This window comes from Streptomyces krungchingensis (assembly GCF_054729265.1).
The window spans coordinates 8,218,718-8,244,824 of the sequence record NZ_JBPUKY010000001.1 but is presented as its reverse complement, the minus strand read 5'-3'; the positions used below and the strand labels follow the sequence as shown (position 1 = coordinate 8,244,824).

Genomic DNA, 26,107 nt, shown 5'->3' with positions numbered 1-26,107 from the left:
ATGGCCATCCGGACGACGGCAGTCCCGCGCGGCACCACATTCCTCCAGGTCGCGGTCGCGCTGCAGACCGCGACGATCTTCCTCCAGGCCGTCAGCGCCGGGCTGCTGCTGACCGCGCACTACGGCGAGGTGATGCACGGCGTCGGCGCGCGGGTGATGTACGGCGCGTCGATGCTGTACGTCCTCGCCGCGGTGCTGGCCTGGAAGCCGGGCGGAGGTTCGCCCCGGCCCGTCCTGCACGCGTCGGGCTTCCTCGCCCTCGCCTCGGTGCAGGTGGTGCTGGGCATCGCGCACGTACCGGCGGTCCATGTCCCGCTCGGCATCCTGATGTTCGGCCTGAGCGTGCTGGCGCTGGCGCGCCACCGGTCCCAGGCCGTCCCTTCCTGACCGCGGCGCCGACCGGATCACGCCGCCCGCGCCGCGGCCGGACGGCGCGCAGGGAACGCCTCAGGCCTCGGCGGCCTCGGCGTACACCTGCGAGAGTTCGGGGACGCCCTGCACGGCCCAGTCGAGCCCGGCCTCGACGACGGGGATCTCGCGGCCGGAGGCGAGCCGTACCACCGGGCTGCCGCCCGACCAGACGTGCCAGGTGGCCCCGGGAACGGTGCGCACCACGACGGTGCCGAGATACAGGCCCGCGTCGTTCCCCAGCCACGGCAGCGCCTCGGGATCGTCGCGCCAGCACGGCAGGAGCTGATCGAGCGCGGTCAACGAGGCGGGGGTGTCGTCGAGTTCGAGCCCCGCGGCCGACGCGTGGGAGCGGAGCAACTCGCACTCCGAGAGCAGTTCGGCCACGCCCTCCGGGTCGTTCTCGAAGGCGACGGCGAGGCTCTGTCCGTGCTCGTGCGGGGTGCGCCCGAGCAGTCTGTCCAAGAAGCGGATGTTCATGACCGGCCTCTCCGTGGGGTGCGATCTCCGACAGCTCCGCGTTTCCGGTATTTCCAAGAATGTATCTTGCGGCAGTTGATCACGGAATCATCCGAATCACGGCGCCGTCACTCCCCGGCCCACATGTCTCGTCACGAGCATGGCACGCCGCCGGCACGTCACCGCCGGCCGCCGCGAAAGGGTCACGCCACCCACACCACTCGCCGACGCCCGCGGCGGGCGCGTGACACCGCTCGGCGACGTCGCCGCTGCCACCGCCGCCAACAGGGCACGCCGCTCGTACCTCGTACCGCCGGCCGCCGGCCGGCGCGATGGGCCCACGTCGCCCGCACCGCCCGCCGCCCGCACCCCGCCCCCTCGCCCCACCCCGGCGCGACCGGCCCCGGCGGCCGTCTCCGTCACACCCTTGCCAAAGGTATTCATCCTTCGTAGAGTTCAACGCAACATGAGTTCAACACTCGTTGACTTTCATGTTCCGCCACCCCACGACCAGGAGAGGCAGGGCCCGTGCAGAAGATTCCCTTCCAGGTGAACGAGGGCGGGATCGTCGCCCTGCTGCCGAACGGGCATGTCGAGTTCCTCGCCGCGTCCGCACGGGAGCCGATCGAGCGCCACAACTCCGGACAGGCCGTCAGCGCCGCGGAGTTGATGACGCACGCGCTGGCCGATCCGCTGGTGACGCTCGACCGGTTCCATCTGCCCGCCCCGGCCATCGCCTTCGTGGAGACGACGAACCTCTGCAACCTGCGCTGCCGCCACTGCTACGCGGACTCCGCGTTCAAGCGCCCCGACGAGATATCCACCGCGCGCATCAAGCAACTCCTCGACGAATTCGCGGAGATGGGCGTCCTCCAGGTGTTCCTGACGGGCGGCGAGATCTTCTCGCACCGGGACGCCGTCGAGATCATCCAGCACGCCCGCAGCAAGCCGTTCAGCACGCAGATCTTCACCAACGGCCTGCTGGTCACCGAGGAGCGGCTCGCGCGGATCCCGCCCGGCCAGTCGTTCTTCATCAGCTTCGACACCGCGGACCCCGAGCGGACCGTCCGCGGCAGGATGGACTTCCCCAAGCTCCAGCACGCCTTCGAGATGATGCGCAAGCACGGGCACGTGTTCCGCACCGCCATCTCCGTCCACCGCAACAACATCCAGGACGCCGAGGAGATCTTCGACTGGTGCGCGGAGCGCGGGTACCCCCGGCCCCAGTGGCTGGAGACGCACCCGGTGGGCCGCGCGCTGCTCCACCCCGACATGCTGCTGCGCCCCGAGGACGTCGACGAGGTCTTCGAGGTCTACAAGCGCTGCATGGACCGGTACTCCGCCGAACCCGACCAGGAACCGGTCGCGACGCCCGCCGGTGAGGGCCGGCGGGCCGCCGACGAGATCCGCGGGGTGGACACCATCCAGTTCTGCCAGCGCCTGGAGCGCGCCGTGGGCCAGGAGAAGTGCGGCCGCTCGGTCGTCTACGTGAACAGCCGCGGCGACGTGTACCCGTGCAGCAACTGCATGTCGGGGCAGCTCTACCGGGCCGGCAACACCGCCGAGAAGCCGTTCGCCGAGATCTGGCGGCACGGGTTCGACGAGTTCCGCGACATCCGCTTCAGCGACCACTCCGTATGCGGCTCGTGCCCGGTGGCCCAGGAGGACATCTGGTGCCAGTTCCGCTGCCCGCCGCTGGCCCGGAACATCACCGGCGACCCGAAGGGCTGCGGCGCCACCGAGTACCTCCAGGAGTTCACGCTGCGCTCCGGCCGCTACTGGCGCGACCGCAAACAGCGCAACGTACGCCTGACCCTGACGCCCCGTCAGTCGACGTCGGCCGACCCGTCCGGCCCCACCCGACTCCCGCTCCCGACGACGTGAGCGGGCCCCTGTCCCACGGCGGCGCGACCGCTGCCGCCTCCACCGAAGGGAAGACTGCCATGCCCGAAGAGAAGAAGGTCATCCGCATCCACCTGGAGCCGGGGCAGGAGGGCGTGACCCTGAGCGCCGTCGGAGCCGCCTCGGCCACCGCTCCCGCCGAGACCCTGGTGGAGGCCACCAACATCACCGAGGCCACCGTCATCGAGGTCGAGGTCTGATCCCACGCCTTTGCCGAAGGCGACGAAGCGGTGCACCGCTTCCCGGCCCGTTGAGGGGCGGGCCGGGAAGCCCCGCCGGACGGCAGAGGCCCGCACGCCATCCGTTCCTCCCCCGACGCGCGGGCCCGGCCCGGAGCGGGGGGACACCATGCCCAGCTCCCTGCGCGGAGCCGGCTGTAGGAGACGAGGTCGCGATGAGCAGGACGGCTGCTTCGGCCGGCACCACAGCACTGCGCCGCCCCGGCGGGGGTACCACGTCACGCCCCGGCACGGGACTCGCGCGACTGCTCGACCAGAACCCCGCGCTGCGGATCGGTCAGGACGACTACAACATCAACGTGACGGCCAACTACGGTGACCAGCTGTCGACTTCGCAGGTCTCCACCGCCATCCGGGACCACCCGGGAGCCGGCCGCCCCGCCCACCTCTACTTCCACGTGCCGCTGTGCGCCTACATCTGCCACTTCTGCAACTACGTCAAGCGCAAGGTCGCGGACGGCCCCGAGGGCGAGGCGGCCCCGCGGATCTGGACGGACCTGCTGCTCGACGAGTCCGGCCGGCGGCTCGCCCACTCCCCCTGGCTCGCGCACGCGCCCATCGAGTCGGTCTATCTCGGCGGCGGCACCGCGTCGCTGCTCGGTACCGAACAGCTGAAGCGGCTGCTGGACCACGTACGCGCCCGCTACACGCTCGCCGACGACTGCGAGATCTCGCTGGAGGGCAACCCGGACAACTTCCAGCACGACGAGCTGGCCGAGGCCTGCGCCATCGGGTTCAACCGCTTCAGCGTCGGCGTGCAGTCCCTGCAGAGCGAGGTCAACGCGTTCGCCGGACGCGGCCACGACGCCGAGATGTCGCTGCGGGCGGTCGCCAAACTGCGGGCCACCGGCAGGCCGTTCAACGTCGACATGATGTTCGGGCTGCCCCATCAGTCGACCGCCACGGTCGCGGACGACATCCGGCGGCTCATCGACCTGGACGTCCCGACCATCACCATCTACCGCCTGCGCAACGCGGACCGGGCGAAGATGGGCATCGGCAACCGGGCACTGTGGAACGTCGAGAGCGTCAAGAACAGGCTGCGCGAACAGCACCTGTTCCCGTCGCTCGGCGAGACGTACGCGATGCGCGAGGCCGTCGTGGAACTGCTGCTCGACGGCGGCTACCACCCGAGCCCCTGCGGCTGGTGGAACCGGCCCGGCGTCTACCCGGACGGGAACATCCCGCGGGTGTCCTGCAACAAGTGGCAGCGCCACGACTCGATGATCGCGTACGGGCCCGGTGCGTACGGCTGGCTGACCGGCGACGGGGACACCGTCGTACAGACCCACAACATCGCCGACATCTCCGGGTACGCGGCCCGGCTCAAGGAAGGCCCGGGTCTGCCGCTGGCCTCCGGACGGCGGCTGGCGGGCTACCAGGCCATCGGCATGGTGCTCGGCTTCGCCTTCAAGGCGAACCAGCCCGTCGACGCGGGCCGGTTCCGCCGGCGGTTCGGCGTCGAGCTGTTCCACGACGAACCGTTCGCTGCGGTCTTCGCCGAACTCGTCGAACGGGGCCTCATGGAGCGGGTGCCCGGCACCCCGGAGAGCATCGCTCCCACCCTGGACGGCGAGGCTCTCCACGAGGAGATCATCAGCGTCTACTTCCACCGGCGCATCGGCGGTTTCGCCGAGGCCGTCTGCCACAGGTGAGCCGATGAACGTGCATCAGCGCACCCAGTGGCGCCGGGACACCGACGGGACGCGGTACCGCACCCGGCGGTCCTTCCCCGCCGGTCCGGCGCGCGCGACCGTTCTGCTGGCCGGTCCCGGCAGCGTCTCCGTCCTGGACGGGCAGGGACGGGACGACCTGCTGCTGGAGCAGCTGACCGGCCGGCTGGTCGCCCAGGGCGCGCAGGTGCTCACCTGCGACATGCCGGTGCGGGAGCCGAACTCGCCCTCCACGGAGGCCGATCGGCGCACCCGGGCCGGCCGGCTGTCCCGGCTGCTGGCGGCACACCGGCACCTGCCCGCCGGACCGCTCGCACTCGTCGGCTTCTCCCTGGGCGCGCTCGCCCTGCTCCAGCTGCTGCGCTCCGGCGAACCCCGGCAGGCGGACCGCGCGGTGCTGGTCGGCACGGTGATCGAGGAGGACGCCTTCCTGACCTCGCACGTCCCGTCCCTCGACCTGGTGTACGGCAGCTTCGACCTGGTGGGCTACGTGGCCGACGCCGACGACGAGACCCTGCCGCCCGCCGTGTTCGCCCCGGACATGTACGGCCGGTGGTCGGCGAGCCGGCTGGTCGGGCGGCGCGCCTTCGAGGTCCGCGTGCATCTGCTCGAAGGGCTCGGGCACACCCTCCATCCCTGCGGCCCGGGCCCGTCCCGGGACGCGATCGCGGCACTCACCGACCTGGTGGGCACCGCTCAGTGACGGACAGACGGCACACGACGCAGAAGGCGGCGCACGACATGCTCTCCAGCCAGCGATTCGACAAGATCGCCGAGAACTTCGCGACCAGCGAGGTGCATCGTTCCAGCCCCACGATGGAGGCCCTGCACGAGACGCTGGGCCCGCAGACCGGGCGCGCCGTCTGCGACGTCGCCTGCGGCGCCGGCCACCTGGGCCTGTCGTTCGCCGACGAACTCCCCGCTCGTCTCGTCGCGGTGGACCCGGCGCCGAACATGCTGGCGTCCGTCCGCAGGCTCGCGGCGGAGCGCGGCATCACCGTGGAGACGACCGAGGCCCGTGCCGAGGAACTCCCCTTCGCGGACGCCTCGTTCGACCTCGTGGTGTCCCGCCTGGCCCCGCACCACTTCGGTGACATGCCGAAGGCCGTGAGCGAGATGACACGACTGCTGCGCCCCGGAGGGCGTCTCGCGGTCATCGACCTGGAGGGCCACGAGGACCCCGCCGTCGACGCGCTCAACCACGAACTGGAGATGCTGCACGACCCGACGCACGTGCGCAGCTACACCCTGGACGAGTGGATCGGCTTCTTCCAGGACGCCGGGCTCAACGTGCCGGTCGCCCGGGGTGCCCAGTCGGAGAGCCGCACCGGGGTGCCCGTCCGGCGGTGGTGCGAGATCGCGTCGTCCGGCGCGGAGGCCGAGCGGGCCATCCGGGCCCGGCTCGCCGAGGCGCCGGCCCGGCACCGGGAGGCCCTCGGCATCCGTCAGGAGGGCGAGGAGTACTTCATCCCCGTGCGCACCTGCATGGTGATCGGCGTGAAGCCGCTCGGCGGGGTGCGCTGAGATGCCGGTGATCAGGCTCTTCTCCCCGGCGCCCAGCCCCGGGGCGGCCGTGCTCGGCGAGCTGGCCGACTCGGTGACGGCGCTGCTCGGGCTGGAGCGCGGTCACTGCTGGGTGTGGTGGCAGCGCCTGGAGCCGGACACCTTCCACCGGCCCGAATGGCACGCGGGTGCCGCGGCACCGGCCCCGGTCGGGTTCGTCGTGTGCAAGGAGAGCTACAGCCGGCCGCAGGTGCACCGGCTGCTGCGGCTGCTCCAGGACCGCCTGGGCGCCCTGCTCGACGTACCGCGCGAGGAGATCTATCTGACCGTGCAGCGGGCCACCGATGGGGAGTTGCTCGTCCGGGGCCGGGTGTGGTCCCTGGAGCAGGACGCCGCGGGACCTGCCCTGGACGGCGACGACGGAAGGACTGGCATGACCGGTGAACCGATCACTGACCTGGTGCCCATCGCGCATGTGCGCAACGAACGGCGCGAACTCGTCGACGACCACTGGGGGAAGGTGACGTCCGTCATCCGGCTGGACGCCGAGCGGTTCACCGCGGACGCGCTGCTCTCCCTCGACTCGTTCTCCCACCTGGAGGTCGTCTTCCACTTCCACCGGGTGCCGCCGGCCAAGGTGCAGGAGGGCGCGCGTCATCCGCGCAACAACCCTCAGTGGCCGCTGGCCGGCATCTTCGCGCAGCGCGGCAAGAACCGCCCCAACCGCATCGGGGTCTCCCGCTGCCGGCTGGTCAAGACGGACGGACTCGATCTGCATGTCGTCGGTCTCGACGCCGTCGACGGCACCCCGGTGCTCGACATCAAGCCGTATCTGCGGCAGTTCGGACCGCGCGAGGAGGTCGTCCAGCCGGAGTGGGTGGACGAGCTGATGCGCGACTACTACTGACCACCGACCGAGTGAGGAAGCCATGGCACAGGCAGCGGAGCGGGAGCGGCGCGGGCGGCTGCACGGCGCGGCGGCGGTCCTGCTCGTCGCGGTCTTCGTCGACGCCCTCGGCAGTGGGCTCTACATGGCCGTGTCGGTCGTCTTCTTCACCCGGTATCTGCACCTCGGCGGCGGACAGGTGGGAGTCGGGCTCTCCGTCGCGGGAGCGGTGTCCCTCCTGTCCCTGGTGCCGATCGGGATGCTGGCGGACCGGGCCGGCCCGCGACGCATGCTGATCGCCGCGCATCTGGCCCGGGCGGCACTGCTCACCTGCTATCCGTTCGCCTCCGCCTTCCCGGCGTTCCTGTGCGTGATCGCGCTGCTCGCGGTCGCCGACCGCGCGGCCTCGCCGCTGGTGCAGGGCCTGTTCGCAACCGCGGTCGGCAAGGACCAGCGGGTCCGGGCCATGGGGCGGGCACGGTCCCTGCAGAACCTGGGCCTGGCCCTCGGCGGCCTGGTCGCGGGAGCGGCGCTGGTACCGGACAGCGACGGCGTGTACGTGGGCATCGTGTACGCCAATTCGGTCTCGTTCGTGGTCGCGGCGGCCCTGGTCGCCCGGTTGCGGACGACGGCGGCGGCCGCACCCGACGGTGGGCGGCCGCTGCCGTGGAAGCGGCGGTTCAGTGTGTTCCGAGACCGCCGCTTCGCTCTCCTGACCGGGCTCAACTCGCTGGTCAGTCTGCATGTCACCGTGCTGACCGCCGGTGTCCCGCTGTGGGTGCTCGCCCATGACCGCCTTCCGCGGGCGGCCATCGCCTGGACGCTGGTCCTGAACACGGTCGTGGTGGTGCTCTTCCAGGTGCGAGCCACCCGGGGCATCGAGAGCGCCGGTGACGGCGGGCGCGCGTTGCGGCGCAGCGGGCTGCTGCTCGCGGTGGGCTGCGGCGGGCTCGCCGTGACCGGGGCGGTGCCGGCCCCGTTCGCCGTCGCGCTGCTGCTCGGCGCGGTCGCCTTCCAGGCGTTCGCCGAGATGCATCAGCAGGCGGGGGCCTGGGCGATCTCGTACGACCTGGCGCCCGAGGACAGCCGCCAGGTGTATCTGGCCTTCTTCGGCCTGGGGAACGCGGCCCGCAACACCTACGGGCCGCTGGTCGTGACCTTCCTGGTGGTGCGGCAGGGGGCGGTGGGCTGGCTGCTGCTCGGGGCCCTCGTGCTCGCCGCCGGGGTCTGGTCGGCCCGTGCCGGCCTGTCGGCCGGCCCGCCGCCCGTCGCCGGGTCCGCCGGCGAGACCACCGCTCCGCCCGCGGCGCCGTCGGCCGACCCGGCCGACCCGCCGTCCCCGGACCCGGTCCGGTGCGTAACCCCGGTCGCCCCGCCGCATGCGAACCCAGGCTCGGCCCCGTCGGCACCCCCGGTCGTCGCGCCGCACGCGAACCCGGCCCCGGCGCCGTCCGCACCCCCGGCCGCCGCGCCGCACGCGCCGTCATCCGTGCCCCACGTCCAAGGAGGAATCCGTGGCCATCGCTCCTGAGCAGTCCGTCATCGTCGTGGGAGCCGGGCCCACCGGGCTCGCCCTGGCCTGCGAGCTGGCCGCGGCCGGCGTGTCCTGCACCGTCCTGGAACGTCGTCTCGCGCCGTCCACGCAGTCCCGGGCGATGGGCCTGTACAGCAGGACCATGGAGGTGCTCGACCTGCGCGGTCACGCCGACGCCCTGGTGGCCCTCGGCCGGCCGGTGGGCCGGATGGTGCCGGCGCGCGGAGCCCGTGTCGACTTCGCCGAGCTCGACACCCGCTTCCCCTCCCTCAACGTCATCCCGCAGAGCCGCACCGAGGAGGTGCTCCAGCAGCGGGCCCTCGACCTCGGCGTCACCATCGAGCGCGACGCGGAGGTGTACGGCCTGACGCAGGACGGCTCCGGCGTCACGCTCCAGGTGCGCACCGCCGACGGGGAGTGGGAGGAGAGCGCCGACTTCGTCGTCGGCTGCGACGGCGCCCACAGTGCCGTACGCGAACTGGCCGGCATCGCCTTCCGCGGCCGTACGTACGACATCGCGCCGATCCTCGCCGACGTGCGGCTGCGCAAGCCGCCGCCGGACGACGTGCTCGTCGTCTCCGGCGGCGGCGGGGTGATGGTCTCGGTGCCGTACGGCGACGGGCTGTACCGGATCGCCGTGGCACGCCGCGACCGGCCCTGGACGCGGGAACCGGTGACGCTGGAGGAGCTCGGCGAGGTTCTCACGCGGGCGCTGGGGTTCGATCCCGGACCGTACGAGCCGGAGTGGCTGGCCCGGTTCAAGATCCACCAGCGGATCGCCGACCAGTACCGGACCGGGCGGGTGCTGCTCGCCGGGGACGCGGCGCATCTGCACTCGCCGCTGGGCGGGCAGGGGCTGAACCTCGGCATCCAGGACGCCGTGAACCTGGGCTGGAAGCTCGCCGCCGAGGTGCAGGGCTGGGCGCCCGCCGGGCTGTTGGACTCCTACGAGACGGAGCGCCGGCCGCAGGCCGAGCGGATTCTCGCGGCCACCGACCGGGCCACCCGGCTGGCCACCGCCTCGTCCCCGCTGGTGACCGCGCTGCGCCGTGCGGCGATGGCCAGGGCCCTTTCCCACCGGCGGATCCGGAAGACCGCCGGTGAGGCGATCTCCGGGCTGCGGACCGGGTACGCGCGGCGCGGGGCGCCGGGCGCCCGGCTGTCCGTGCGGGCGGGGCAGCGGGTGCCCGACCTCACCGTGCCGCGCGCGGGAGGTGCTCCGGTGCGGCTGTACTCGCTGATGCGCGACGGGCGGTTCCTGCTGCTCGACCTCGGCGAGGACGGGCGGTGCGCCACGGTGACGGAGGCGTGGGGGTCGCGGGTCAGCCCGGTGCGTGTCGGCGCCCCGCTGCCCGAACTGCCCGGTGTGGGTGCCCTGTTGGTGCGCCCGGACGGTTACGCCGCCTGGGTGGACGGGACGGGCGACGCCGACGGGCGCGAGGGGCGGATCCGGTCGGCCCTGCACCGGTGGTGCGGCGAGGAGGGACCCGCGCCGCGCCCGGCGGTCCGGGAGACAGGCCGGGCGGGCGCCGCCGCGCCCGGTGCGGCGACGGCCGCCGAGCAGGAACCCTCGCCCGTCGAGCAGGCCTGAGGGCGAAGCGCCCGGTCCCGCCGGACGGTGGGGCCGGGCCCGGGTGAGGGAGGAAGGCCGTGGTGACAGTTCGTTCCCAGCGGACCCGGGAGGCGATCCTGTACGCCGCTCGCGTGCACTTCGCGGCCGACGGGTACCAGCGGGCGACCATACGGGCCATCGCCGCTACGGCGGCCATAGACCCCTCGATGGTCATGCGGTACTTCGGAAGCAAGGAGCGGCTGTTCGAGGCCGCCCTCGACGTCGATCTGGGGCTGCCCGACCTGACGGGCACACCGGTGGAACGGCTGCCGCACGCCCTCGTCGCGCATTTTCTGGCGCCGTGGGAGCAGGACACGGCCGAGGGGTCGCTGCGCCTGCTGCTGCGTTCGGCGGCCACCAACGAGCGGGCCGCGGAGCGGCTGCGCAGCGTGCTGCACGAGCAGTTCACCAGCAGTCTGACCGGTGTGCTGGGCGTGGAGCGGGCGGCGGCCGGCAGCGGACTGGTCGCCGCACAGCTGCTGGGGGTGGCCTTCGCGCGCTACCTGCTGCGGCTCCAGCCGATCGCCGGGTTGTCCGTGCAGGCCCTGGCCGACCTGGTCGCCCCGTCGATGAGGGCCGCGCTGGCCGGTCTGTGAGGCACAGGGGAAGGGGCCCGATGCCGTCGGCATCGGGCCCCTTCCCCTGTGTCAGCTGCGCCAGCTCTGCGGCGAACGGTAGGGCGCCGGGCGGTCCCAGAGGGGGACGACCGGCGCGGCCTGCGCGGGTGGCGCCTCGTCGGCGGCGGGCGTGGCCCGGGCCAGGAGGACCGCGGTCAGGGCGGCCAGTTCCTCGGCGGGGAGCGCGCCTCCCCTGACCACGCGGACGAGGGGCGCTGCTGTTTCGGTGGCTGTGGTCATGACGCTCCTTCGGGTGCGCGGTCACTGAGGGGGGTTGCCGTGTTTGCGGGATGCCAGGTCGGCGTGCTTGGTGCGCAGCATGCGGAGCGACTCGGCGAGGACGCGGCGGGTCTCGACGGGGTCGACCACGTCGTCCAGCAGTCCGCGCTCCGCGGCGTAGTACGGGTGCATCAGCTCGGCCTTGTACTCCTTGACGAGCTGGCGGCGGGTGGCCTCGGGGTCGTCGGCGGCCTGGATGCGGCGGCGGAAGATGACATTGGCGGCACCCTCCGCGCCCATCACCGCGATCTCGTTGGAGGGCCAGGCGAACGAGAGGTCGGCGCCCACGGAACGGGAGTCCATGACGATGTACGCGCCGCCGTAGGCCTTGCGCAGGATCAGGGATATCCGGGGCACGGTGGCGTTGCAGTACGCGTAGAGCAGTTTGGCGCCGCGCCGGATGATGCCGTTGTGCTCCTGGTCGACGCCGGGCAGGAACCCGGGGACGTCGACCAGGGTGACCAGCGGGATGTTGAACGCGTCGCACATCTGGACGAAGCGGGCCGCCTTCTCGCTGGCGTCGATGTCGAGGACACCCGCCAGGACCAGGGGCTGGTTGGCGACGATCCCGACGACCTGGCCACCGATGCGGGCGAGGGCGACGATCACGTTGGCCGCCCAGCGTTCATGGATCTCCAGGTACTCGCCGTCGTCGACGATCTCCTCCACGACCCGTCGCATGTCGTAGGGCCGGTGTCCGCCGGCGGGGACGAGGTCGAGGAGCGGGTCGCAGGGCCGGTCCACCGGGTCCTCGGGGTGGACGACGGGCGCGGTCTCGCGGTTGTTCTGCGGGAGCAGGGAGAGGAGGTAGCGGACCTCCTCCAGGCAGGTCTCCTCGTCGTCGTACGCGAAGTGCGCGACGCCCGACACCTCGGCGTGCACGTCGGCGCCGCCGAGCCCGCCCAAACTCACCTTCTCACCGGTGACCGCTTGGACGACGTCGGGTCCGGTGATGAACATCTGCGAGGTCTCGCGGACCATGAACACGAAGTCGGTGAGCGCCGGAGAGTAGGCGGCGCCGCCCGCGCAGGGGCCGAGCATCACGCTGATCTGCGGAATCACCCCGGAGGCGCGGGCGTTGCGGCGGAAGATCCCGCCGTAGCCGGACAGCGCGGTCACGCCCTCCTGGATCCGGGCGCCCGCACCGTCGTTGAGCGAGACGAGCGGGGCCCCGGCGGCGAGGGCGCGGTCCATGATGCGGTGGATCTTCTCGGCGTGGGCCTCGCCCAGGGCTCCGCCGAAGATGCGGAAGTCGTGGGCGTAGACGAACACGGTCCGTCCATGGACGGTGCCCCAGCCGGTGATGACACCGTCGGTGTGCGGCCGGCGGTCCTCCAGCCCGAATCCCGTGGCGCGGTGCCGGCGCAGCGGCTCCACCTCGGTGAAGGTGCCCTCGTCCAGGAGGAGTTCGATGCGTTCGCGGGCCGTGAGCTTGCCCTTGGCGTGCTGGGATGCGGTCGCCTTCTCGTCCGGGCCGCGGCGGACCTGCTCGCGCAGTCCGCGCAACTGCGCCACGCGTGCCCTGATGTCGGGGGCGGCCGTGTCGTCGGCGGTCACGGCGCGAGGGGGCCGACACGGCCGCCGACGGTGAGGAGGTGCGGGACGGCGGGGTCCGCGTCGGGCGCGGGGGTGCCCGCACGGGGCTCCATCGACCAGTTCAGCAGGGCGATGCCGAGGCTCATCCCGCCGCCGAACGCGGCGAGCACGACGAGGTCTCCTGGTGCGGCGGCTCCGCTGCGGTTCATCTCGGCGAGGGTGATCGGAACGGACGCCGCCCCGGTGTTGGCGTAGCGCTCCAGGGTGAGGTGGAGGGCGGCGCGGTGCAGGCCGAGGTCGGGCCAGAGTTCGGCGAGCATGATGCCGTTGGCCTGGTGCGGGACGAAGTGCTGTACGGCGTCGGCCGGGACGCCGGCCCGGCGCAGCAGCCGGCCGGTCTCGTAGGGCAGGGTGCGGGTGACGAAGTCGCGCACGCCCCGGCCGTCCATGCGGAAGTAGTGGTCTCCGTCGGTCACGGTCTGCGGGGAGGGCGGGCGGCGGCTGCCACCGGCGGTGACCTCGATCAGCCGGTGCGCGTCGCCGCGGGAGACCAGCGATATCTCGCGCAGTCCGAGTCCGGGGGCGACGGGCCCGAGTACGGTCGCGCCGGCGCCGTCCCCGAAGAGGGCTGCGGTGCGGCGGTCGCCGTAGTCGAGGATGCGGGAGTAGATGTCGGCGCCGATGACGAGGCCGTGGCGCGGTTCGCCGTCGGGGGCGCCGCCGAGCAGTTTCTCCACGGTCTTGAGGGCGTAGACGAAGCCGCTGCACACCGCGTTGACGTCGAAGGCGGCGGCCCGGCGGGCTCCGATGCGGTGCTGCACGAGGGCGGCCGTGGCGGGCTGCGGATGGTCGGGGGTGGAGGTGGCGACGACCACGTAGGCCAGCTGATCGGCCGTCAGTCCGGCACCTTCCAGGGCGCGTTCGGCCGCCGCGACGGCGAGGTCCGAGGTGGCCTCGTGCGGGGCGGCGCGGCGCCGCTCGCGGATTCCGGTCTTGCGGACGATCCACTCGTCACTCACGCCGGCGCCGCGCCCGATCTCCGCGTTGCTGATGATGGCCTCGGGCAGGTAGGAGCCCACTCCGATGATGCCGATGGACTGCACGATTCCTCCTCGGGCAGCGGCGAGCCACTCCTTAACTCACCAGGCGTTGAAATCATCGCAGAGCCGCTTGACAAATTCAACACCGAAAGAGTTCACTGAAGCATGAATTAATCGGCGCGCACCGCCCGCCCCGCCGACCGAGACGCCCCACACCAACGGGAGTTGCCGCGATGACCGCCACCGACACAGCGACCGCCTCCGAGGCCCGCGCCGAGGCGACCCAGGCCCTGATCTCCGCGGGCCGCACCCTCTTCACCCGGCTCGGATACCGGCAGACCGCCTTCACGGAACTGGCCGCCGCGGCCGGCCTCGACGAGGACCGCGCGCGCGAACTCCTGCCCGACAAGGCCGCGGTGTTCGGCGCCCTCGTCGAACGGACCGTCAAGGTGGCCGGAATCCTTCGTCCCGCGGTGACCGAAGGCGTCGACGAGGATCTGCCCGTCCGCCTCGCCCGCACCTATCTGTCCCTGTGGGAGCCCGGCGAGGAGGACTCCCCGATGGTCGAGCTCTACCGGGTCGCACTCTCCGACCAGGAAGCTTCCCTGATCCTGCGCGACCGCGTCAGCAGGGCCCTGAACAGCCAGGTCGACCACGAGCTGCCCGGCGCCGGGGCCGAGCTGCGCACCGCGCTCTTCGGGGCGCAGCTCGGCGGAGTAGCCTTCGTGCGACACCTCATGAGGGTGGACTCCGTCGCCGCGGCGGACCTGGAGACGGTCGTCGAGACGATCGCACCGGGACTGCGGCAGACTCTGCTCGGGAGCGACACCACGCGATGACCACACCCCGGCCGCGTCGGTGAACACCACCCGGACCGGAGTCGTCGCGCACGCCAACGCCCGGACATGACCATGTACTTGCCGAGCGCTTCCTGTGGATGGAATCCCGGGGGACCGCCTGATAGGATAGTTTTCACTACTCAGTGAATTATTCGCTCACGGACCCCCCGAAGTGCAGTGATCCCATGACATCCAGGCGCACAGACGGTTCGCCCACCCCCGCCCGCAAGCCCGGCTCGCCTCGGCGGGCCGCCACCCCCGCAGCGAAGAAGCCGCGCCCGGTGCGTGCGCGCAGCGGGCGCCGGCCCGGTGACAGCGGCACGAGAGAACAGATCCTGGAGTCGGCGCTCCAGCTCTTCGCCGACCGCGGCTACGCCAGGACCACCATCCGCGCCATCGCGGAGGACGCCCAGGTGGACCCGGCGCTGGTGCACCACTTCTTCGACAACAAGGAAGGCGTGTTCGACGCCGCGGTGAACTCGCCGCTCAGCGTCTCCTCCGTCTTCGACGAGATGCCTCCCTCCGTGGAGGAGACGGGCACCTCGGAGGCCTCCTGGCTCGCCCGCGCGTACCTCACGTTCTGGGAGAACGAGGAGACCCGGCACGGCATGACCGCCATCTACCGGGCCGGTCTCGCCGACAGCGCCACCTCGGAGACGCTGCGCGCCCGTGTCGAGGCGAGCACCAAGAGCTGGGCGGCGAGTTCGGGCTACAAGGACCGGCCGGACGCGGAGACCCGCGCCGCCCTGGCCTCGGGCCACCTCGTCGGCCTGGCTCTCATGCGTTACGTGCTCAAGATCCACCCGCTGGCCTCGATGGACTTCGAGGAGTTCCTCGCCTGGGTCGTGCCGGCCCTGGAACAGCGCCTGTCCAGCGAGCTGGAGCCGCGCACGGCCCCGGCGCAGGACTGACGCGCCGCACGGAGCCGGGCCCCGGGCCCGGCTGTCACGTCGGACGCCCTCGCGGGCCCGGGTTCGGCGGCAGGCCCCGCAGGGCCGCCGGTCACCGCCGGGCCGGAAGGGCGTACGGGACGGTGCGTTCGGGGGACGGTGGTCGTGCGGCACGGCGGTGCGGGGGCCGCGCGTGACGCACGGGCCCGCCCTCGCCCGGGCGACGCAGGCGCCGGTACCGGCGCCTGCCGCGGGTGCGGATTCGGGCACGGGTACTGGTGCGGATGCGGGTGCGGGTGCGCACGGACGGCCGACGCGGTCGCGCGCCGTGGGAGTGCGATCGGTACGGTCACGGACCCGTGCGGGTGCGACCGGTACGGTCACGGACTCATGCGGGTGCGGGCGAGGCGGTCGAGGGCCATGGGCGTACGGCCGGTGCGATCGCCGAGCCGTGCGCACCGGGTCGGCGCGGTCACGGGAGTCGGGTCGAGGGTCGGGGCGAGGACCGGTGCGGTGTCCGCCTGTGCCTCGACGACCCTACGCACACAGTGATGTGACTGTGTGTCAGTCTTCGGGTGAGCGGCCGTCGGTGGCGCGCCGGCCCGGGGTCACTGCCAGGGTCGCCAGACGGCCCGGGCCGCGAACAGGGAGACACCGGGGCCGGCCGCGAGGACGAGCCCGTGATCTCCCTCGGCGGGCGACTTGACGAAGGTCCGTTCCAGGACGTCGAGGACCGAGACCGAGCCCACGTTGCCCAGCTCCCGCAGCGAGTCGCGGGCCAGGTCCACCATCGCGGGGTCGCAGCCGAGGCCGCCGGCGATCGCGTCCAGGATGCGGGGGCCACCGGTGTGCGAGACCACGAAACGCGGTACGGGGTCCGTGCCGGGCGGCGCGACGCGCTCCAGCCATTCGAGGATGCGCGGCATCGTGCCCTCGATCACGTTGCGCAGCTTCGGGGAGTTGTAGGCGTGCAGCCCGTCCCCCTCCGTACGGCTGCCGACCAGGTCGCGGCTGTCGGGGTGGAGGTACTCCCAGGAGTGGGTGAGCTCCATGCGGGGACCCTGGGCCTCGGGACGCACCACGCAGGCGCCGGCCGCGTCGCCGAACAACCCCTTGAGGATCATGCCGTCGAGGCCGGTGTCCCCGCGGTGCAGATAGTGGCTGAACACGTCGGCGCAGACCACCAGGACCGTGGCGCCCGGGTGGGCCGCCACCATGTCCATCGCCCGGACCAGCGCGAACACCCCACCACCGCACCCGACTTGGGTGACGGGTATGCGCCGCACCGAGGGGGGAAGGTCGAGCCGTTCCATCAGGAAGACGTCGAGCCCCGGCATGGTGTGACCGGTGGCGCTGAGGACGACCAGGCCGTCGATGTCGGCCGCGGTCAGGCCCGCCTCGACGAGGGCCCCGCGCGCGGCCTTCTCCGCCAGGTCCAGGCTGTCCTCCAGATGCCTGCGCGTACGCTCCGCGAGCGGCAGGGTGTCGTCGAACTGCTCCTCCAGCGGCCGGGTGTACCAGCGCGCGCGGACCGTGGTGGACCGGATGACCCGCCGGGCGACGGCGAGACCGGGATGGCCCTCGTACAGCTCCGTGATGCGGTCGAGCAGTTCGTCGGTGGTCACTTGATGGCGCGGCAACGTGACGACGGGCGCGGTGACGACGGACATGGGACCTCCAAGAGCTCTCGGACAGGTGCGAACTGAGAACGAGCCCGCTCAGGACGGGGCGGCCACGGCCCGGATCATCCGAGCGTGGTGCCGGCCACCGGTGCGTTCGACAGCTCTCGCCATGGAAGTCTGCGCACGCGAAACACCCCCCAGGTGTCGACCGTGCTCCCCCCGTTGGGAGCGCCGTACAGCGCGGATGGAATACGTCGAGCTCGATGGCGCATGACGTTCAGGAACATTGGTTCGCGGCGCTCCCCGCGAGCGCGCAGAGGACGGTGGGGGCGTCCGGGCACAGCCCGGAGCACGTCCGTCGGCGCTTCCCGAGGCCCCGTGCGGTGGGCCCGGCGGGTGAAGCCAACGTGACCGTACGCCAGCCGAGTTGATGCCAGCAAGCCCCTATTTCAACAAGCGTGGAATCCACAGGAAGACCGTCCCACCTTCAACTTTCCCCCTCTTCCACCCCCTCGGAGCGCATGACTTCAGGCCAGATATCAACAACCATTGAAATCATTGCATGTTGAGTTTACTCTCGGTTCCGTGCCCACCGTCCCCGCCCACAACGAGGAAGGGCTGACCGCCATGCACGCACCGGCGCACCACCGCGCGGACATCGACCCCTGGGTGGAGCGCGCGGCCTGCCGTGACACCGACCCCGAGACCTTCTTCCCGCCCGCCGGCGGCACGGACGAGGACCGGGAGAGCGTCGCCAAACAATGGTGCGCCGCCTGCCCGGTGGCCCGGCAGTGCCTGGACGAGGCGCTCCGCAACGGCGAGAGCACCGGCATCTGGGGCGGACTCAACGTCCGCGAACGCCGCGAACTGCTCCGCGTCGCCGCCACCCTCGGCACGATCAGCTCCGAACTCGCCGCGTTCCTCGCGAACGGCGGCCGGCGCATCGAGACGCACCCACGACAGCGGCCGGCTTACGTGTGGTTCCTGCGGCGCCGCGGCTGGAGTCCCCGGCGAATCGCCGGCGCGCTGGGACTGACCTTCGGCCAGGTCCAACAGGCCTGGCACACGGCCGAGTCGGCGTCCTTGTACATCCGGGTCCCCGAGGAGCGTGCCTCGGGCCCGGCTGCCCGCGGGCCGCGTACACGCAGAACCGGGGCGCTCGCCGCCGGCCGTGGCGGGGCGTCATGACCGCCCTCGCCCTCGACGGACCCCGCCACCTGGCGGGCCCGGTCACCACCGACGACGGTGCCGAGATCGCCGTCTACGCGCACGGCGATCCCCACGCGCCCGTCACCGTCCTGCTGTGCCACGGCTGGACGACGTCCGCCCGGGACTGGCGGCCGCACATCGACGCGCTGACCAGGCCCCGCCAGGGTTTCCCGGCGGTACGCGCGATCAGCTACGACCAGCGCGGCCACGGCCGCTCGACCCGCGGCGGCGCCGCGCTCGACATGGCGCTCCTCGGCCGGGACCTCGGCCGCGTGATCGAGGAGGCCGTCCGGGACGACTCCGGCGTCGTGGTCCTCGGCCACTCCATGGGCGGCATGGCCATCCAGCAGCTCGCCGCCCGGCAACCCGCCCTGTTCGGGGCGCGGGTGACCGCGGTGGGCCTGGTCTCCACCTGCCTGAACGAGGTGGCCGAGGGCCTGACCGTCCCGGCCGACCGGCCCGGGGCGGCCGTACGCCGGCTCACCCGGGCCCGGCAGCGGCTCGCGGACGGGCTGATGCGTTCACCGCGCTCGGCCAGGACCGTGCACCGGCTGCTCACCGGGCCGCTGTCGCACCCCAGTTCCGCGCCCCTGTGGCGGGCGGTGCTGGGAGCCGGGCCGCACACCGAGACGGTCCGCGAGGGGGCCCGCGCCTTCCGGGACATCCCCGCGATGGCCATCGCCGAGTTCTACGCCGCCCTGACCACACACGACTGCGCGGGCCGGCTCGGCGCGCTGGCCCGGGTGCCCGTACGCGTCCTGGTCGGCGCCCTGGACTGTGTCACCCCGCCCGCCCAGGCGCGACGGCTGGCCGCGGACATACCCGGAGCGGTGCTGCAGACCGTGCCGGGGCAGGGCCACGACCTGCCGTACGAACGGCCCGTGCTCGTCGTGGAGACCGTGCACGCACTGCTGCGCGAGATGTCCCGGAGTCTGCCGGGAGACCTCGCCCTGTCCGCCGCGGGCACCCGGTGAACCGCCCTCCGCACACCGGCCCGGCAGGTGAACCGGCTCTGCGCGCAGATGTTCTGACGGCCCGTCGTATCGTCGTCAAGGTGGGCTCCTCCTCGCTCACCACCGCCTCCGGAGGTCTCGACTCCGACCGGGTCGACGCCCTGGTGGACGTCCTCGCGCGGTCGCGGACGACCGACACCGAGGTCGTCCTCGTGTCCTCGGGCGCGATCGCCGCGGGACTCGCCCCGCTCGGCCTCACCGAGCGGCCCCGGGACCTGGCCAGGCAGCAGGCGGCGGCCTGTGTCGGCCAGGGCCTGCTGGTCGCCCGCTACACCGCCTCCTTCGCCCGCCACGGACTGCGTGTCGGCCAGGTCCTGCTGACCGCCGACGACATCAGCCGCCGCGCGCACTACCGCAACGCGTACCGCGCGCTGGCCCAGGTACTGACCATGGGTGCCGTTCCGGTCGTCAACGAGAACGACACGGTGGCCACCGCGGAGATCAAGTTCGGCGACAACGACCGGCTGGCCGCGCTCGTCGCCCATCTCGTCCGCGCCGACCTGCTGGTCCTGCTCTCCGACGTCGACGGCCTGTACGACGGAGACCCCCGCAGGCCCGGGTCACGGCGCCTGCGGGAGATCCGCGGCAACCAGGACCTCGTGGGCGTGGAGATCGGCAGCGCGGGCGGCTCAGGCGTCGGCACCGGGGGCATGGTGACCAAGGTGGAGGCGGCCCGCATCGCCACCGACGCGGGGATCCCCGTCGTCCTCACCGCCGCCCGGCACGCCGCGGACGCGCTCACCGGACGCGAGACCGGCACGTTCTTCCACCGCACCGGGGAGCGGTCCGCCGACCATCTGCTCTGGCTGGAGCACGCGAGCAGCCCGCGCGGCACGGTGCGGCTCACCCCGCCCGCGGCCCGGGCCGTCCTCCAGCGCCGCGGGCCGCTGCTCGCCGACGGCGTGACGCACGCCGACGGGGACTTCGTGGCCGGTGATCCGGTCGAGCTGCTCGACGAGAACGGACGGGTGGTGGCGCGCGGGCTGGCCGGTCTGGACGCCCGCGAACTGCCCCGGCTCCAGGGCCGTTCCTCGCGTGAGGTCGTCCACCAGGACGATCTGGTGCCGCTGGTACGGCCTGCGCCGTCCGGCGACGGGACACCTCCGCCCGCGCCGGCCCGCGTGCGCGTCCGTATCCGGACGGCGGCGGAGTACGCCCGCGCGGGCGCCGCACCCGACCGCTCCGGCGACTGAGCGGTCCCGCAGGCGCATACGTGTGTTCGTCGGCACGGCGGCCGAGCAGGCACGCACGGGGAACACACCCGACCGCACGGGTCGCCGAGCCACCCCGCACACGTATGCCGGCCCTCGTCCGCACAGCAGCCGGGTACGCCCCCCCCTGCGATCACACCCCACCACACCGGCGTCTGAGCCACCCTGCACACGTATACCGACCCTCTCCGCATAATCGCCGGGTACGCCCCCGTGGCGACCACACCCCACCACACCGGCGTCTGAGCCACCCCGCACACGTATCCCGACCCTCGTCCGCACGGCAGCCGAATACGCCCCCGGCCAACACACCCCCACCACACCGGCGCCTGAGCCACCCCGCACACGTATGCCCGCCCCGGCGGTACCCCGTCGTGCGCGATGAGCCGCACCCACGCGCCCCGACCGTGCGTCCTGCGGCCGGTGCAGGAGTGCCCTCCCGAACGCTCCTGAGTGACGGGCGGCTCACGTCCATGTCATGTGCTCCACGGCCCCGTCGAGGGCCCGGGGCCGGTGCACGGCGGAGCGGGCGGCGGTCGCCCCTCCCGGGGGTGACCACCGCCCGCTCCGGCCGGACACACGGGCCGCGCCCGCCTCCCGGTGCGGAGGCGGGCGCGGCTTCCCGCGTCGGGGCGCGCTAGTCGATGCCGCGCACGATGTGGAACTCGGCCGGGTCGTCGTCGACCCCGGCGAGCACCAGCCTCGGCCGTGGCGCCGGCAGCACGTGGCGTTCCCGGCGCGGCTGCTCCTCGTAGAGCAGCCGGCCCGCGGGTTCCGTCGCGGTGATGATGCGTACGTACATGACCGGACCTCCCGATCTAGGGCAGCGGGGCGGCGGCTCCGCCCCGGATGTGCCCGTCGCCCACGAGGACGTACTTGGTGGTGGTCAGCGCGGTCAGTCCCATCGGGCCGCGCGCGTGCAACTTCTGGGTGGAGATGCCGAGTTCGGTACCGAGTCCGATCTCGCCGCCGTCGGCGAAGCGGGTGGAGGCGTTGACCGCGACGACCGCCGTGTCCAGGGCCGCGACGAAGCGGCGCGCGGCGCCGTGGGAGTCGGTGACGATCGCCTCGGTGTGCCCGCTGCCGTGGCGCCGGATGTGGCGGACGGCCTCGTCGAGGGAACCGACGACGGCGGCGGCGAGGTCCAGGGAGAGGTATTCGCGCCCCCAGTCCTCCTCGGTGGCGGCCACCACCGACGGGTGGTGGGACCGTACTCGTTCGTCGCCGTGCACGGTCACCCCGTGGCCCGCGAGCGCGGACAGGGCCCGGGGCAGGAAGGCCGGCGCGACCTTCTCGTGGACGAGCAGCGACTCGGCGGCGTTGCAGACGGAGGGCCGCTGCGTCTTGGCGTCGAGCAGGATCGCCAGGGCCTTGTCCAGATCGGCGTGTTCGTCCACGTACACATGGCAGTTGCCCACGCCCGTCTCGATGACCGGAACCGCGGAGTCGCGCACGGTGGCCTGGATGAGGTCGTGGCCGCCACGCGGGACGAGGACGTCCACCAGGCCTCGCAGGGACATGAGTTCGCGGACGCTGTCGTGGGTCGTGCCGGGCACGAGCTGGACGGCGTCGGCGGGCACGGCGGTGCCGGCGAGGGCCTCCCGCATGGCGTGCACCAGGGCCGCGTTGGTGTGCCGGGCCGTGGAAGAGCCGCGCAGGAGGGCCGCGTTGCCGCTCTTGAGGCAGAGCAGCGCGGCGTCGACGGTCACGTTCGGGCGCCCCTCGTAGATCACGCCGACGACTCCGAGGGGTACCCGTACGCGTCGTACCTCCAGGCCGTTGGGCATGACGGAGCCGCTCGCGGTCCCGCCGACCGGGTCGGGCCCGGCCGCCAGTGCGTCCGCCGTCCGCGCCAGGCCGGCGAGCTGCCGCTCGGTGACCGTGAGGCGGTCCAGCACGGTCACGGACCGCCCGGCCTCGCCGGCCTCCCGCACGTCCTGCCGGTTCGCGGCGAGGATCCACGGGGCCCGCGCGGTCAGGGCGCGGGCCACGGCGGTGAGCGCGGCGTTCCGTTCCGCTCCCGTGGTGGTGGCCAGCCGGGTGGCGGCGGCCCGGGCGGCCACGGCGGCCTCACGGACGGTGGCCGCACCCGGGCTGGTCGCGCCCGAGGACGTCGTCCCCGGAGGCATCGTGTCCTGCGTCGTCGCGCTCGGGGTCCTCGTGCCCGGCGTCGTCGTGCCCGGAGGCATCGTGCCCGGCGTCGTCGTGCCCGGAGGCGTCGTGTCCGGAGGCGTCGTGTCCTGCGTCGTCGCGCTCGGCGTCCTCGTGCCCGGCGTCGTGTCCGGTGTCGCGTCCGCGGTCGCCCGGCCCGGCCCCGTCGTACCGGTGCCTCCCCCGGTGCCGACGGCGGTCACCGTTCCGCTCCGTCCTGTGTCGCGGTGTCGGCGGTGGCCGCGGATTCGCCGGGCGCGGGGCCGCCGAGGGCCCAGGCCACGTCGGCGCAGCCGGTCAGTTCGGCCAGCATGGCCCATCCGAGGGCGTCGGCGGCGCTGTGGTCGGAGTCCTGGCTCGTCATGTACTTCCTCCTCGGGGCGGGCCGTCAGCCGTAGACCCGGAATCCGGCGCCGGACTTGCGGCCCGCACGGCCGGCGGCCACCAGGTGCCCCAGCAGGGGTGCGGGGAGGGTCCGGGGGTGCCGGTCGGCGTCGTGCAGGACCCGCTGGATGCTCAGCGAGATGTCCAGGCCGATGATGTCGAGCAGTTCGAAGGGGCCGAGCGGATAGCCGCAGCCCCGCTTCATCACCTCGTCTATCTCGTCGGCGGTGGCGTAGTGACTCTCCGTCAGCCGCACCGCGCCGTTCAGGTAGGGGAACAGCAGCGCGTTGACGATGAAGCCGGGCCGGTCCATGCACTGGACCGGGTGCTTGCCGAGCCGGCCGCACAACTCCCGTGCCGCGTCGACGTGTCGGGGCGCCGTCTCCAGCGACGGGATCACCTCGACGAGCCGCATGAGGGGCGCGGGGTTGAAGAAGTGCAGCCCGATCACGTCCTCGGGACGTCCGGAGGCCAGACCGCACTCGATCACGGGAAGGCTGGAGGTGGTGGTGGCGAGCAGGGCGCCCGGCCGGCAGAGGCGGCCCAGTTCGGCGAACAGCTGCTTCTTGACCTCCAGGTCCTCGGCGATGGCCTCGACGACCAGGTCGCAGTCGGCCAGTCGGGTCCGGTCGCCGACGGGGGTCAGCCGCTCCAGGGCGGCCTCCCTCTCGGCCTCGGTCAGCTTTCCGCGGCGCACGGCCCGTGCCGTCGAGGCGGCGACGGCCTCCCGGGCGGTCCTGGCGCGTGCGTCGGTGCGGCCGACGAGCACGGTGGTGATCCCGCTCTTGGCGAAGACCTCGGCGATGCCGGTGGCCATGGTGCCGGTGCCGACGACGCCGACGGTGCGCAGGGCGTGGTCCGCGGGCGGGCCGACGGGTGCGGGCGGTGCGGCGGCGTCGACGGGTTGCCGGTAGTCGTAGAAGCCGCGTCCGGACTTGCGGCCGAGCAGGCCCGCCAGTGCCATGTGCCGCAGTCTGCGGGCGGGCTGCAGCGACGGCTCGGCCGTGCGGGCGGACAGCACGTCGAGGATGTCGCAGGCGGTGTCCGTGCCGATGACGTCGAGGAGTTCGAGCGGTCCGAGGGGCAGTCCGCAGCCGTGGCGCATCGCCGCGTCGATGTCGTCGCGGCCGGCGAGCCGCTGGTCGTACATCGTGACGGCCTGGTTGAGGAAGCCGAACAGGAGCGCGGTGGAGATGAGGCCGGGCCGGTCGCCCACGGTGACCCGGCCCAGGCCGATGCCGTCGACGAGGTCGCGGACCCGCGTGAGGGCGCTGTCGTCGGTCATCACCGTGCGGCCGATCTCGGCGAGGCCGGCCGTCGGCAGCGCGAGATGGAGGCCGACGAGTCGTCCGGGACGTCCGGAGGCCGCCGCGAGGTCGGTGAGCGAGAGGGCCGCCGCGGTGCTGGCCAGCACGGTCCCGGGCGGGCAGGCCCGGTCGAGGGCGCGCAGTACCTCGGCCTTGGCGTCGCGGCGTTCGGGGACCGCCTCCAGCACCGTGGCGGCGGGGGCGAGTTCGTCCCAGCGGTCGACGAGGCGGATGCGTCCGCGCGCCTCGGGGGTCGCGTCGAGGAGCCGTGACAGCCGCTCCTTCGTGCGCGCACCGGGGTCGAGGACGAGGACGGGGTGGCCGGCCGCCGCGGCCCGGGCGGCGATCGCGCCGCCGATGGTGCCGAGGCCGACGACGCCGAGGGTGTCGTGCCGGGCGCTCATGCGGCGACCTCAGTCAGTACGGGCGCCGTGGTCCCGGGCGGCGGGGTGCGGAAGCGGTTGATGGCACGCTCGTGGAGTGCCCGGAATTCGGGAGCGGTGACACCGAGTCCCTCGGCGGGGGCGAGGCAGCGCACTCCGACCTTGCCGTGGTGCTCGTTGCGGTGGATGGACTGGACGGCCCGGGCCACCTCGTCGAGCGCGTACGTCCGGGACAGCGTGGGATGGATCCTGCCCTTGGTGACGAGCCGGTTGGCCTCCCAGGCCTCGCGGTAGTTGGCGCAGTGCGAGCCGATGATCCGCTTGAGGCTCATCCACAGGTAGCGGTTGTCGTACTCGTGGGTGTAGCCGGCGGTGGACGCGCAGGTGACGATGGTGCCGCCCTTGCGGGTGACGTAGACCGAGGCGCCGAAGGTCTCACGGCCGGGGTGCTCGAAGACGATGTCGACGTCCTCGCCGCCGGTCAGCTCGCGGATGCGCTTGCCGAAGCGCTTCCACTCCTTCGGGTCCTGGGTGTGCGGGTCCCGCCAGAAGCGGTAGCCCTCCTCCTTGCGGTCGATGATCAGTTCGGCGCCCATGTCCCGGGCGAGCGCGGCCTTTTCGGGGGAGGAGACCACGCAGATGGGGTGGGCGCCGCCGGCCAGGGCGAGCTGGGTGGCGTACGAGCCGAGTCCGCCGACGGCGCCCCAGATGAGGACGTTGTCGCCCTGCTTCATGCCGGCGCCGTTCGGGGTGACGAGCTGGCGGTAGGCGGTGGAGTTGACCAGGCCGGGCGAGGCCGCCTCCTCCCAGGTGAGGTGTTCGGCCTTCGGGAGCAGCTGGGTGGCCTTGACGAGGGCGAGTTCGGCGAGTCCGCCGTAGTTGGTCTCGAAGCCCCAGATGCGCTGCTCGGGATCGAGCATGGGGTCGCCGTGGCCCTCGGCGTCCTCCAGTTCGACGGAGACGCAGTGCGCGACGACGCGGTCGCCGGTGCTCCAACGCCGCACCCCAGGGCCGCACTTGAGGACCACTCCGGCGAGGTCGGACCCGATGACGTGGTACGGCTGGTCGTGCCGGGCCGCCAGGCCGCCGAGACGCGCGTAGCGCTCCAGGAAGGCGAAGGTGGGGACCGGCGAGAACAGGGCGCTCCAGACGGTGTTGTAGTTCACGGCGCTGGCCATGACGGCCACCAGCACCTCACCCGGTCCCGGGGCGGGGGTCGGCACGTCCTGGATGTGGAGGGAGTCGGCGGGGCGCCGGTCGCGCAGTTCCACCCCCTCGAACATGCCGGCCTCCTCCTTGTGGAGGACGGCCGCCCGGAAGGACTCGGGGACTCCCAGGGCCGCCAGATCGGCCGGCGCCGAGTCCGGGGACTCGATCACCTCCACCAGTTCGCGCATGGTCAGGCACCAC

General features: G+C 72.9%; 25 protein-coding genes and 1 pseudogene. 15 read left to right on the top strand and 11 right to left on the bottom strand.

Annotated features, from left to right (window positions below):
* Nucleotides 1-387 (top strand): hypothetical protein, encoded by a 387-nt coding sequence (locus ACSYGO_RS35895; RefSeq protein ID WP_426681974.1) that lies wholly within the window; start codon nucleotides 1-3, stop codon nucleotides 385-387.
* Between the two features lie 60 nt (nucleotides 388-447).
* On the opposite strand, the gene ACSYGO_RS35890 is transcribed toward ACSYGO_RS35895, so the two are convergent.
* Nucleotides 448-888, bottom strand: a complete 441-nt coding sequence (locus ACSYGO_RS35890; RefSeq protein ID WP_460389105.1) for a DUF6278 family protein — start codon at nucleotides 886-888, stop codon at nucleotides 448-450.
* A gap of 507 nt (nucleotides 889-1,395) precedes the next feature.
* Here ACSYGO_RS35890 and ACSYGO_RS35885 point away from each other — a divergent pair.
* From ACSYGO_RS35885 to ACSYGO_RS35845, 9 genes are all read left to right on the top strand, one after another.
* Nucleotides 1,396-2,751: a radical SAM protein gene (locus ACSYGO_RS35885; RefSeq protein WP_426681975.1), complete on the top strand. Its 1,356-nt coding sequence runs from the start codon at nucleotides 1,396-1,398 to the stop codon at nucleotides 2,749-2,751.
* Nucleotides 2,752-2,810: 59 nt separating this feature from the next.
* Nucleotides 2,811-2,969 (top strand): hypothetical protein, encoded by a 159-nt coding sequence (locus ACSYGO_RS35880; protein ID WP_158690554.1) that lies wholly within the window; start codon nucleotides 2,811-2,813, stop codon nucleotides 2,967-2,969.
* A gap of 194 nt (nucleotides 2,970-3,163) precedes the next feature.
* Nucleotides 3,164-4,663 (top strand): coproporphyrinogen-III oxidase family protein, encoded by a 1,500-nt coding sequence (locus ACSYGO_RS35875; protein ID WP_460389102.1) that lies wholly within the window; start codon nucleotides 3,164-3,166, stop codon nucleotides 4,661-4,663.
* A gap of 4 nt (nucleotides 4,664-4,667) precedes the next feature.
* Nucleotides 4,668-5,384: a hypothetical protein gene (locus ACSYGO_RS35870; protein WP_460389100.1), complete on the top strand. Its 717-nt coding sequence runs from the start codon at nucleotides 4,668-4,670 to the stop codon at nucleotides 5,382-5,384.
* A complete protein-coding gene (locus ACSYGO_RS35865; protein ID WP_460389098.1) occupies nucleotides 5,381-6,205 on the top strand; it encodes a methyltransferase domain-containing protein in 825 nt (274 codons plus the stop codon). The genes ACSYGO_RS35870 and ACSYGO_RS35865 overlap by 4 nt, the downstream gene beginning before the upstream one ends.
* Before the next feature lies 1 nt (nucleotide 6,206).
* The gene (locus tag ACSYGO_RS35860; RefSeq protein WP_460389096.1) at nucleotides 6,207-7,091 is read left to right on the top strand and encodes an SAM-dependent methyltransferase; all 885 of its coding nucleotides are present in this window, start codon (nucleotides 6,207-6,209) and stop codon (nucleotides 7,089-7,091) included.
* Between the two features lie 22 nt (nucleotides 7,092-7,113).
* The gene (locus ACSYGO_RS35855) at nucleotides 7,114-8,601 is read left to right on the top strand and encodes an MFS transporter (protein ID WP_460389094.1); all 1,488 of its coding nucleotides are present in this window, start codon (nucleotides 7,114-7,116) and stop codon (nucleotides 8,599-8,601) included.
* Nucleotides 8,585-10,195 carry an FAD-dependent oxidoreductase gene (locus tag ACSYGO_RS35850; RefSeq protein WP_460389092.1) on the top strand — a complete coding sequence of 537 codons (1,611 nt, stop codon included), beginning with the start codon at nucleotides 8,585-8,587 and terminating at the stop codon, nucleotides 10,193-10,195. Before ACSYGO_RS35855 ends, ACSYGO_RS35850 begins: the two co-directional genes overlap by 17 nt.
* A 59-nt stretch (nucleotides 10,196-10,254) precedes the next feature.
* Nucleotides 10,255-10,812, top strand: a complete 558-nt coding sequence (locus ACSYGO_RS35845; protein ID WP_426681982.1) for a TetR/AcrR family transcriptional regulator — start codon at nucleotides 10,255-10,257, stop codon at nucleotides 10,810-10,812.
* Between the two features lie 51 nt (nucleotides 10,813-10,863).
* Here ACSYGO_RS35845 and ACSYGO_RS35840 read toward each other — a convergent pair whose 3' ends face one another.
* The 3 genes from ACSYGO_RS35840 to ACSYGO_RS35830 are packed head-to-tail and all read right to left on the bottom strand — an operon-like array spanning nucleotide 10,864 to nucleotide 13,751.
* Nucleotides 10,864-11,073, bottom strand: a complete 210-nt coding sequence (locus tag ACSYGO_RS35840; RefSeq protein WP_432174988.1) for an acyl-CoA carboxylase epsilon subunit — start codon at nucleotides 11,071-11,073, stop codon at nucleotides 10,864-10,866.
* Between the two features lie 21 nt (nucleotides 11,074-11,094).
* Nucleotides 11,095-12,669 carry an acyl-CoA carboxylase subunit beta gene (locus tag ACSYGO_RS35835; RefSeq protein ID WP_460389090.1) on the bottom strand — a complete coding sequence of 525 codons (1,575 nt, stop codon included), beginning with the start codon at nucleotides 12,667-12,669 and terminating at the stop codon, nucleotides 11,095-11,097.
* The gene (locus ACSYGO_RS35830) at nucleotides 12,666-13,751 is read right to left on the bottom strand and encodes a 3-oxoacyl-ACP synthase III family protein (protein WP_460389088.1); all 1,086 of its coding nucleotides are present in this window, start codon (nucleotides 13,749-13,751) and stop codon (nucleotides 12,666-12,668) included. The genes ACSYGO_RS35835 and ACSYGO_RS35830 overlap by 4 nt, the downstream gene beginning before the upstream one ends.
* A 170-nt stretch (nucleotides 13,752-13,921) precedes the next feature.
* Between ACSYGO_RS35830 and ACSYGO_RS35825 the strand changes: the two genes are divergently transcribed.
* The gene (locus tag ACSYGO_RS35825) at nucleotides 13,922-14,527 is read left to right on the top strand and encodes a TetR/AcrR family transcriptional regulator (RefSeq protein WP_432174986.1); all 606 of its coding nucleotides are present in this window, start codon (nucleotides 13,922-13,924) and stop codon (nucleotides 14,525-14,527) included.
* A gap of 185 nt (nucleotides 14,528-14,712) precedes the next feature.
* On the top strand, nucleotides 14,713-15,438 hold the full coding sequence (locus ACSYGO_RS35820) for a TetR/AcrR family transcriptional regulator (protein ID WP_426681987.1): 726 nt from the start codon (nucleotides 14,713-14,715) through the stop codon (nucleotides 15,436-15,438).
* A 359-nt stretch (nucleotides 15,439-15,797) separates the two neighbouring features.
* Here ACSYGO_RS35820 and ACSYGO_RS35815 read toward each other — a convergent pair whose 3' ends face one another.
* Both ACSYGO_RS35815 and ACSYGO_RS35810 read right to left on the bottom strand, forming a co-directional pair.
* Nucleotides 15,798-15,962, bottom strand: coding sequence for a hypothetical protein (locus ACSYGO_RS35815; protein ID WP_460389085.1), 165 nt, complete (start codon nucleotides 15,960-15,962; stop codon nucleotides 15,798-15,800).
* A 63-nt stretch (nucleotides 15,963-16,025) separates the two neighbouring features.
* Nucleotides 16,026-17,087 carry a type III polyketide synthase gene (locus tag ACSYGO_RS35810; RefSeq protein ID WP_426681989.1) on the bottom strand — a complete coding sequence of 354 codons (1,062 nt, stop codon included), beginning with the start codon at nucleotides 17,085-17,087 and terminating at the stop codon, nucleotides 16,026-16,028.
* Nucleotides 17,088-17,666: 579 nt separating this feature from the next.
* Here ACSYGO_RS35810 and ACSYGO_RS35805 point away from each other — a divergent pair.
* The 3 genes and pseudogenes from ACSYGO_RS35805 to proB form a co-directional block, all read left to right on the top strand.
* Nucleotides 17,667-17,921: pseudogene (locus tag ACSYGO_RS35805) on the top strand (WhiB family transcriptional regulator); the annotation flags it as partial.
* A gap of 302 nt (nucleotides 17,922-18,223) precedes the next feature.
* Nucleotides 18,224-19,222: an alpha/beta fold hydrolase gene (locus tag ACSYGO_RS35800; protein ID WP_460389083.1), complete on the top strand. Its 999-nt coding sequence runs from the start codon at nucleotides 18,224-18,226 to the stop codon at nucleotides 19,220-19,222.
* Nucleotides 19,223-19,260: 38 nt separating this feature from the next.
* Entirely contained in the window at nucleotides 19,261-20,454 is a 1,194-nt protein-coding gene (proB, locus tag ACSYGO_RS35795) for a glutamate 5-kinase (protein WP_426682013.1), read from the top strand.
* Nucleotides 20,455-21,109: 655 nt separating this feature from the next.
* Here proB and ACSYGO_RS35790 read toward each other — a convergent pair.
* From ACSYGO_RS35790 to ccrA, 5 genes are all read right to left on the bottom strand, one after another.
* On the bottom strand, nucleotides 21,110-21,274 hold the full coding sequence (locus ACSYGO_RS35790; protein WP_158690555.1) for a hypothetical protein: 165 nt from the start codon (nucleotides 21,272-21,274) through the stop codon (nucleotides 21,110-21,112).
* 16 nt (nucleotides 21,275-21,290) lie between these two features.
* Nucleotides 21,291-22,601, bottom strand: a complete 1,311-nt coding sequence (locus ACSYGO_RS35785; RefSeq protein WP_460389800.1) for a glutamate-5-semialdehyde dehydrogenase — start codon at nucleotides 22,599-22,601, stop codon at nucleotides 21,291-21,293.
* 221 nt (nucleotides 22,602-22,822) lie between these two features.
* Nucleotides 22,823-22,987 carry a hypothetical protein gene (locus ACSYGO_RS35780; protein WP_460389081.1) on the bottom strand — a complete coding sequence of 55 codons (165 nt, stop codon included), beginning with the start codon at nucleotides 22,985-22,987 and terminating at the stop codon, nucleotides 22,823-22,825.
* A gap of 24 nt (nucleotides 22,988-23,011) precedes the next feature.
* Nucleotides 23,012-24,718, bottom strand: a complete 1,707-nt coding sequence (locus ACSYGO_RS35775) for a 3-hydroxyacyl-CoA dehydrogenase family protein (RefSeq protein WP_460389079.1) — start codon at nucleotides 24,716-24,718, stop codon at nucleotides 23,012-23,014.
* The gene (gene ccrA, locus ACSYGO_RS35770) at nucleotides 24,715-26,094 is read right to left on the bottom strand and encodes a crotonyl-CoA carboxylase/reductase (RefSeq protein ID WP_432174981.1); all 1,380 of its coding nucleotides are present in this window, start codon (nucleotides 26,092-26,094) and stop codon (nucleotides 24,715-24,717) included. The genes ACSYGO_RS35775 and ccrA overlap by 4 nt, the downstream gene beginning before the upstream one ends.
* Nucleotides 26,095-26,107 lie beyond the last annotated feature (13 nt).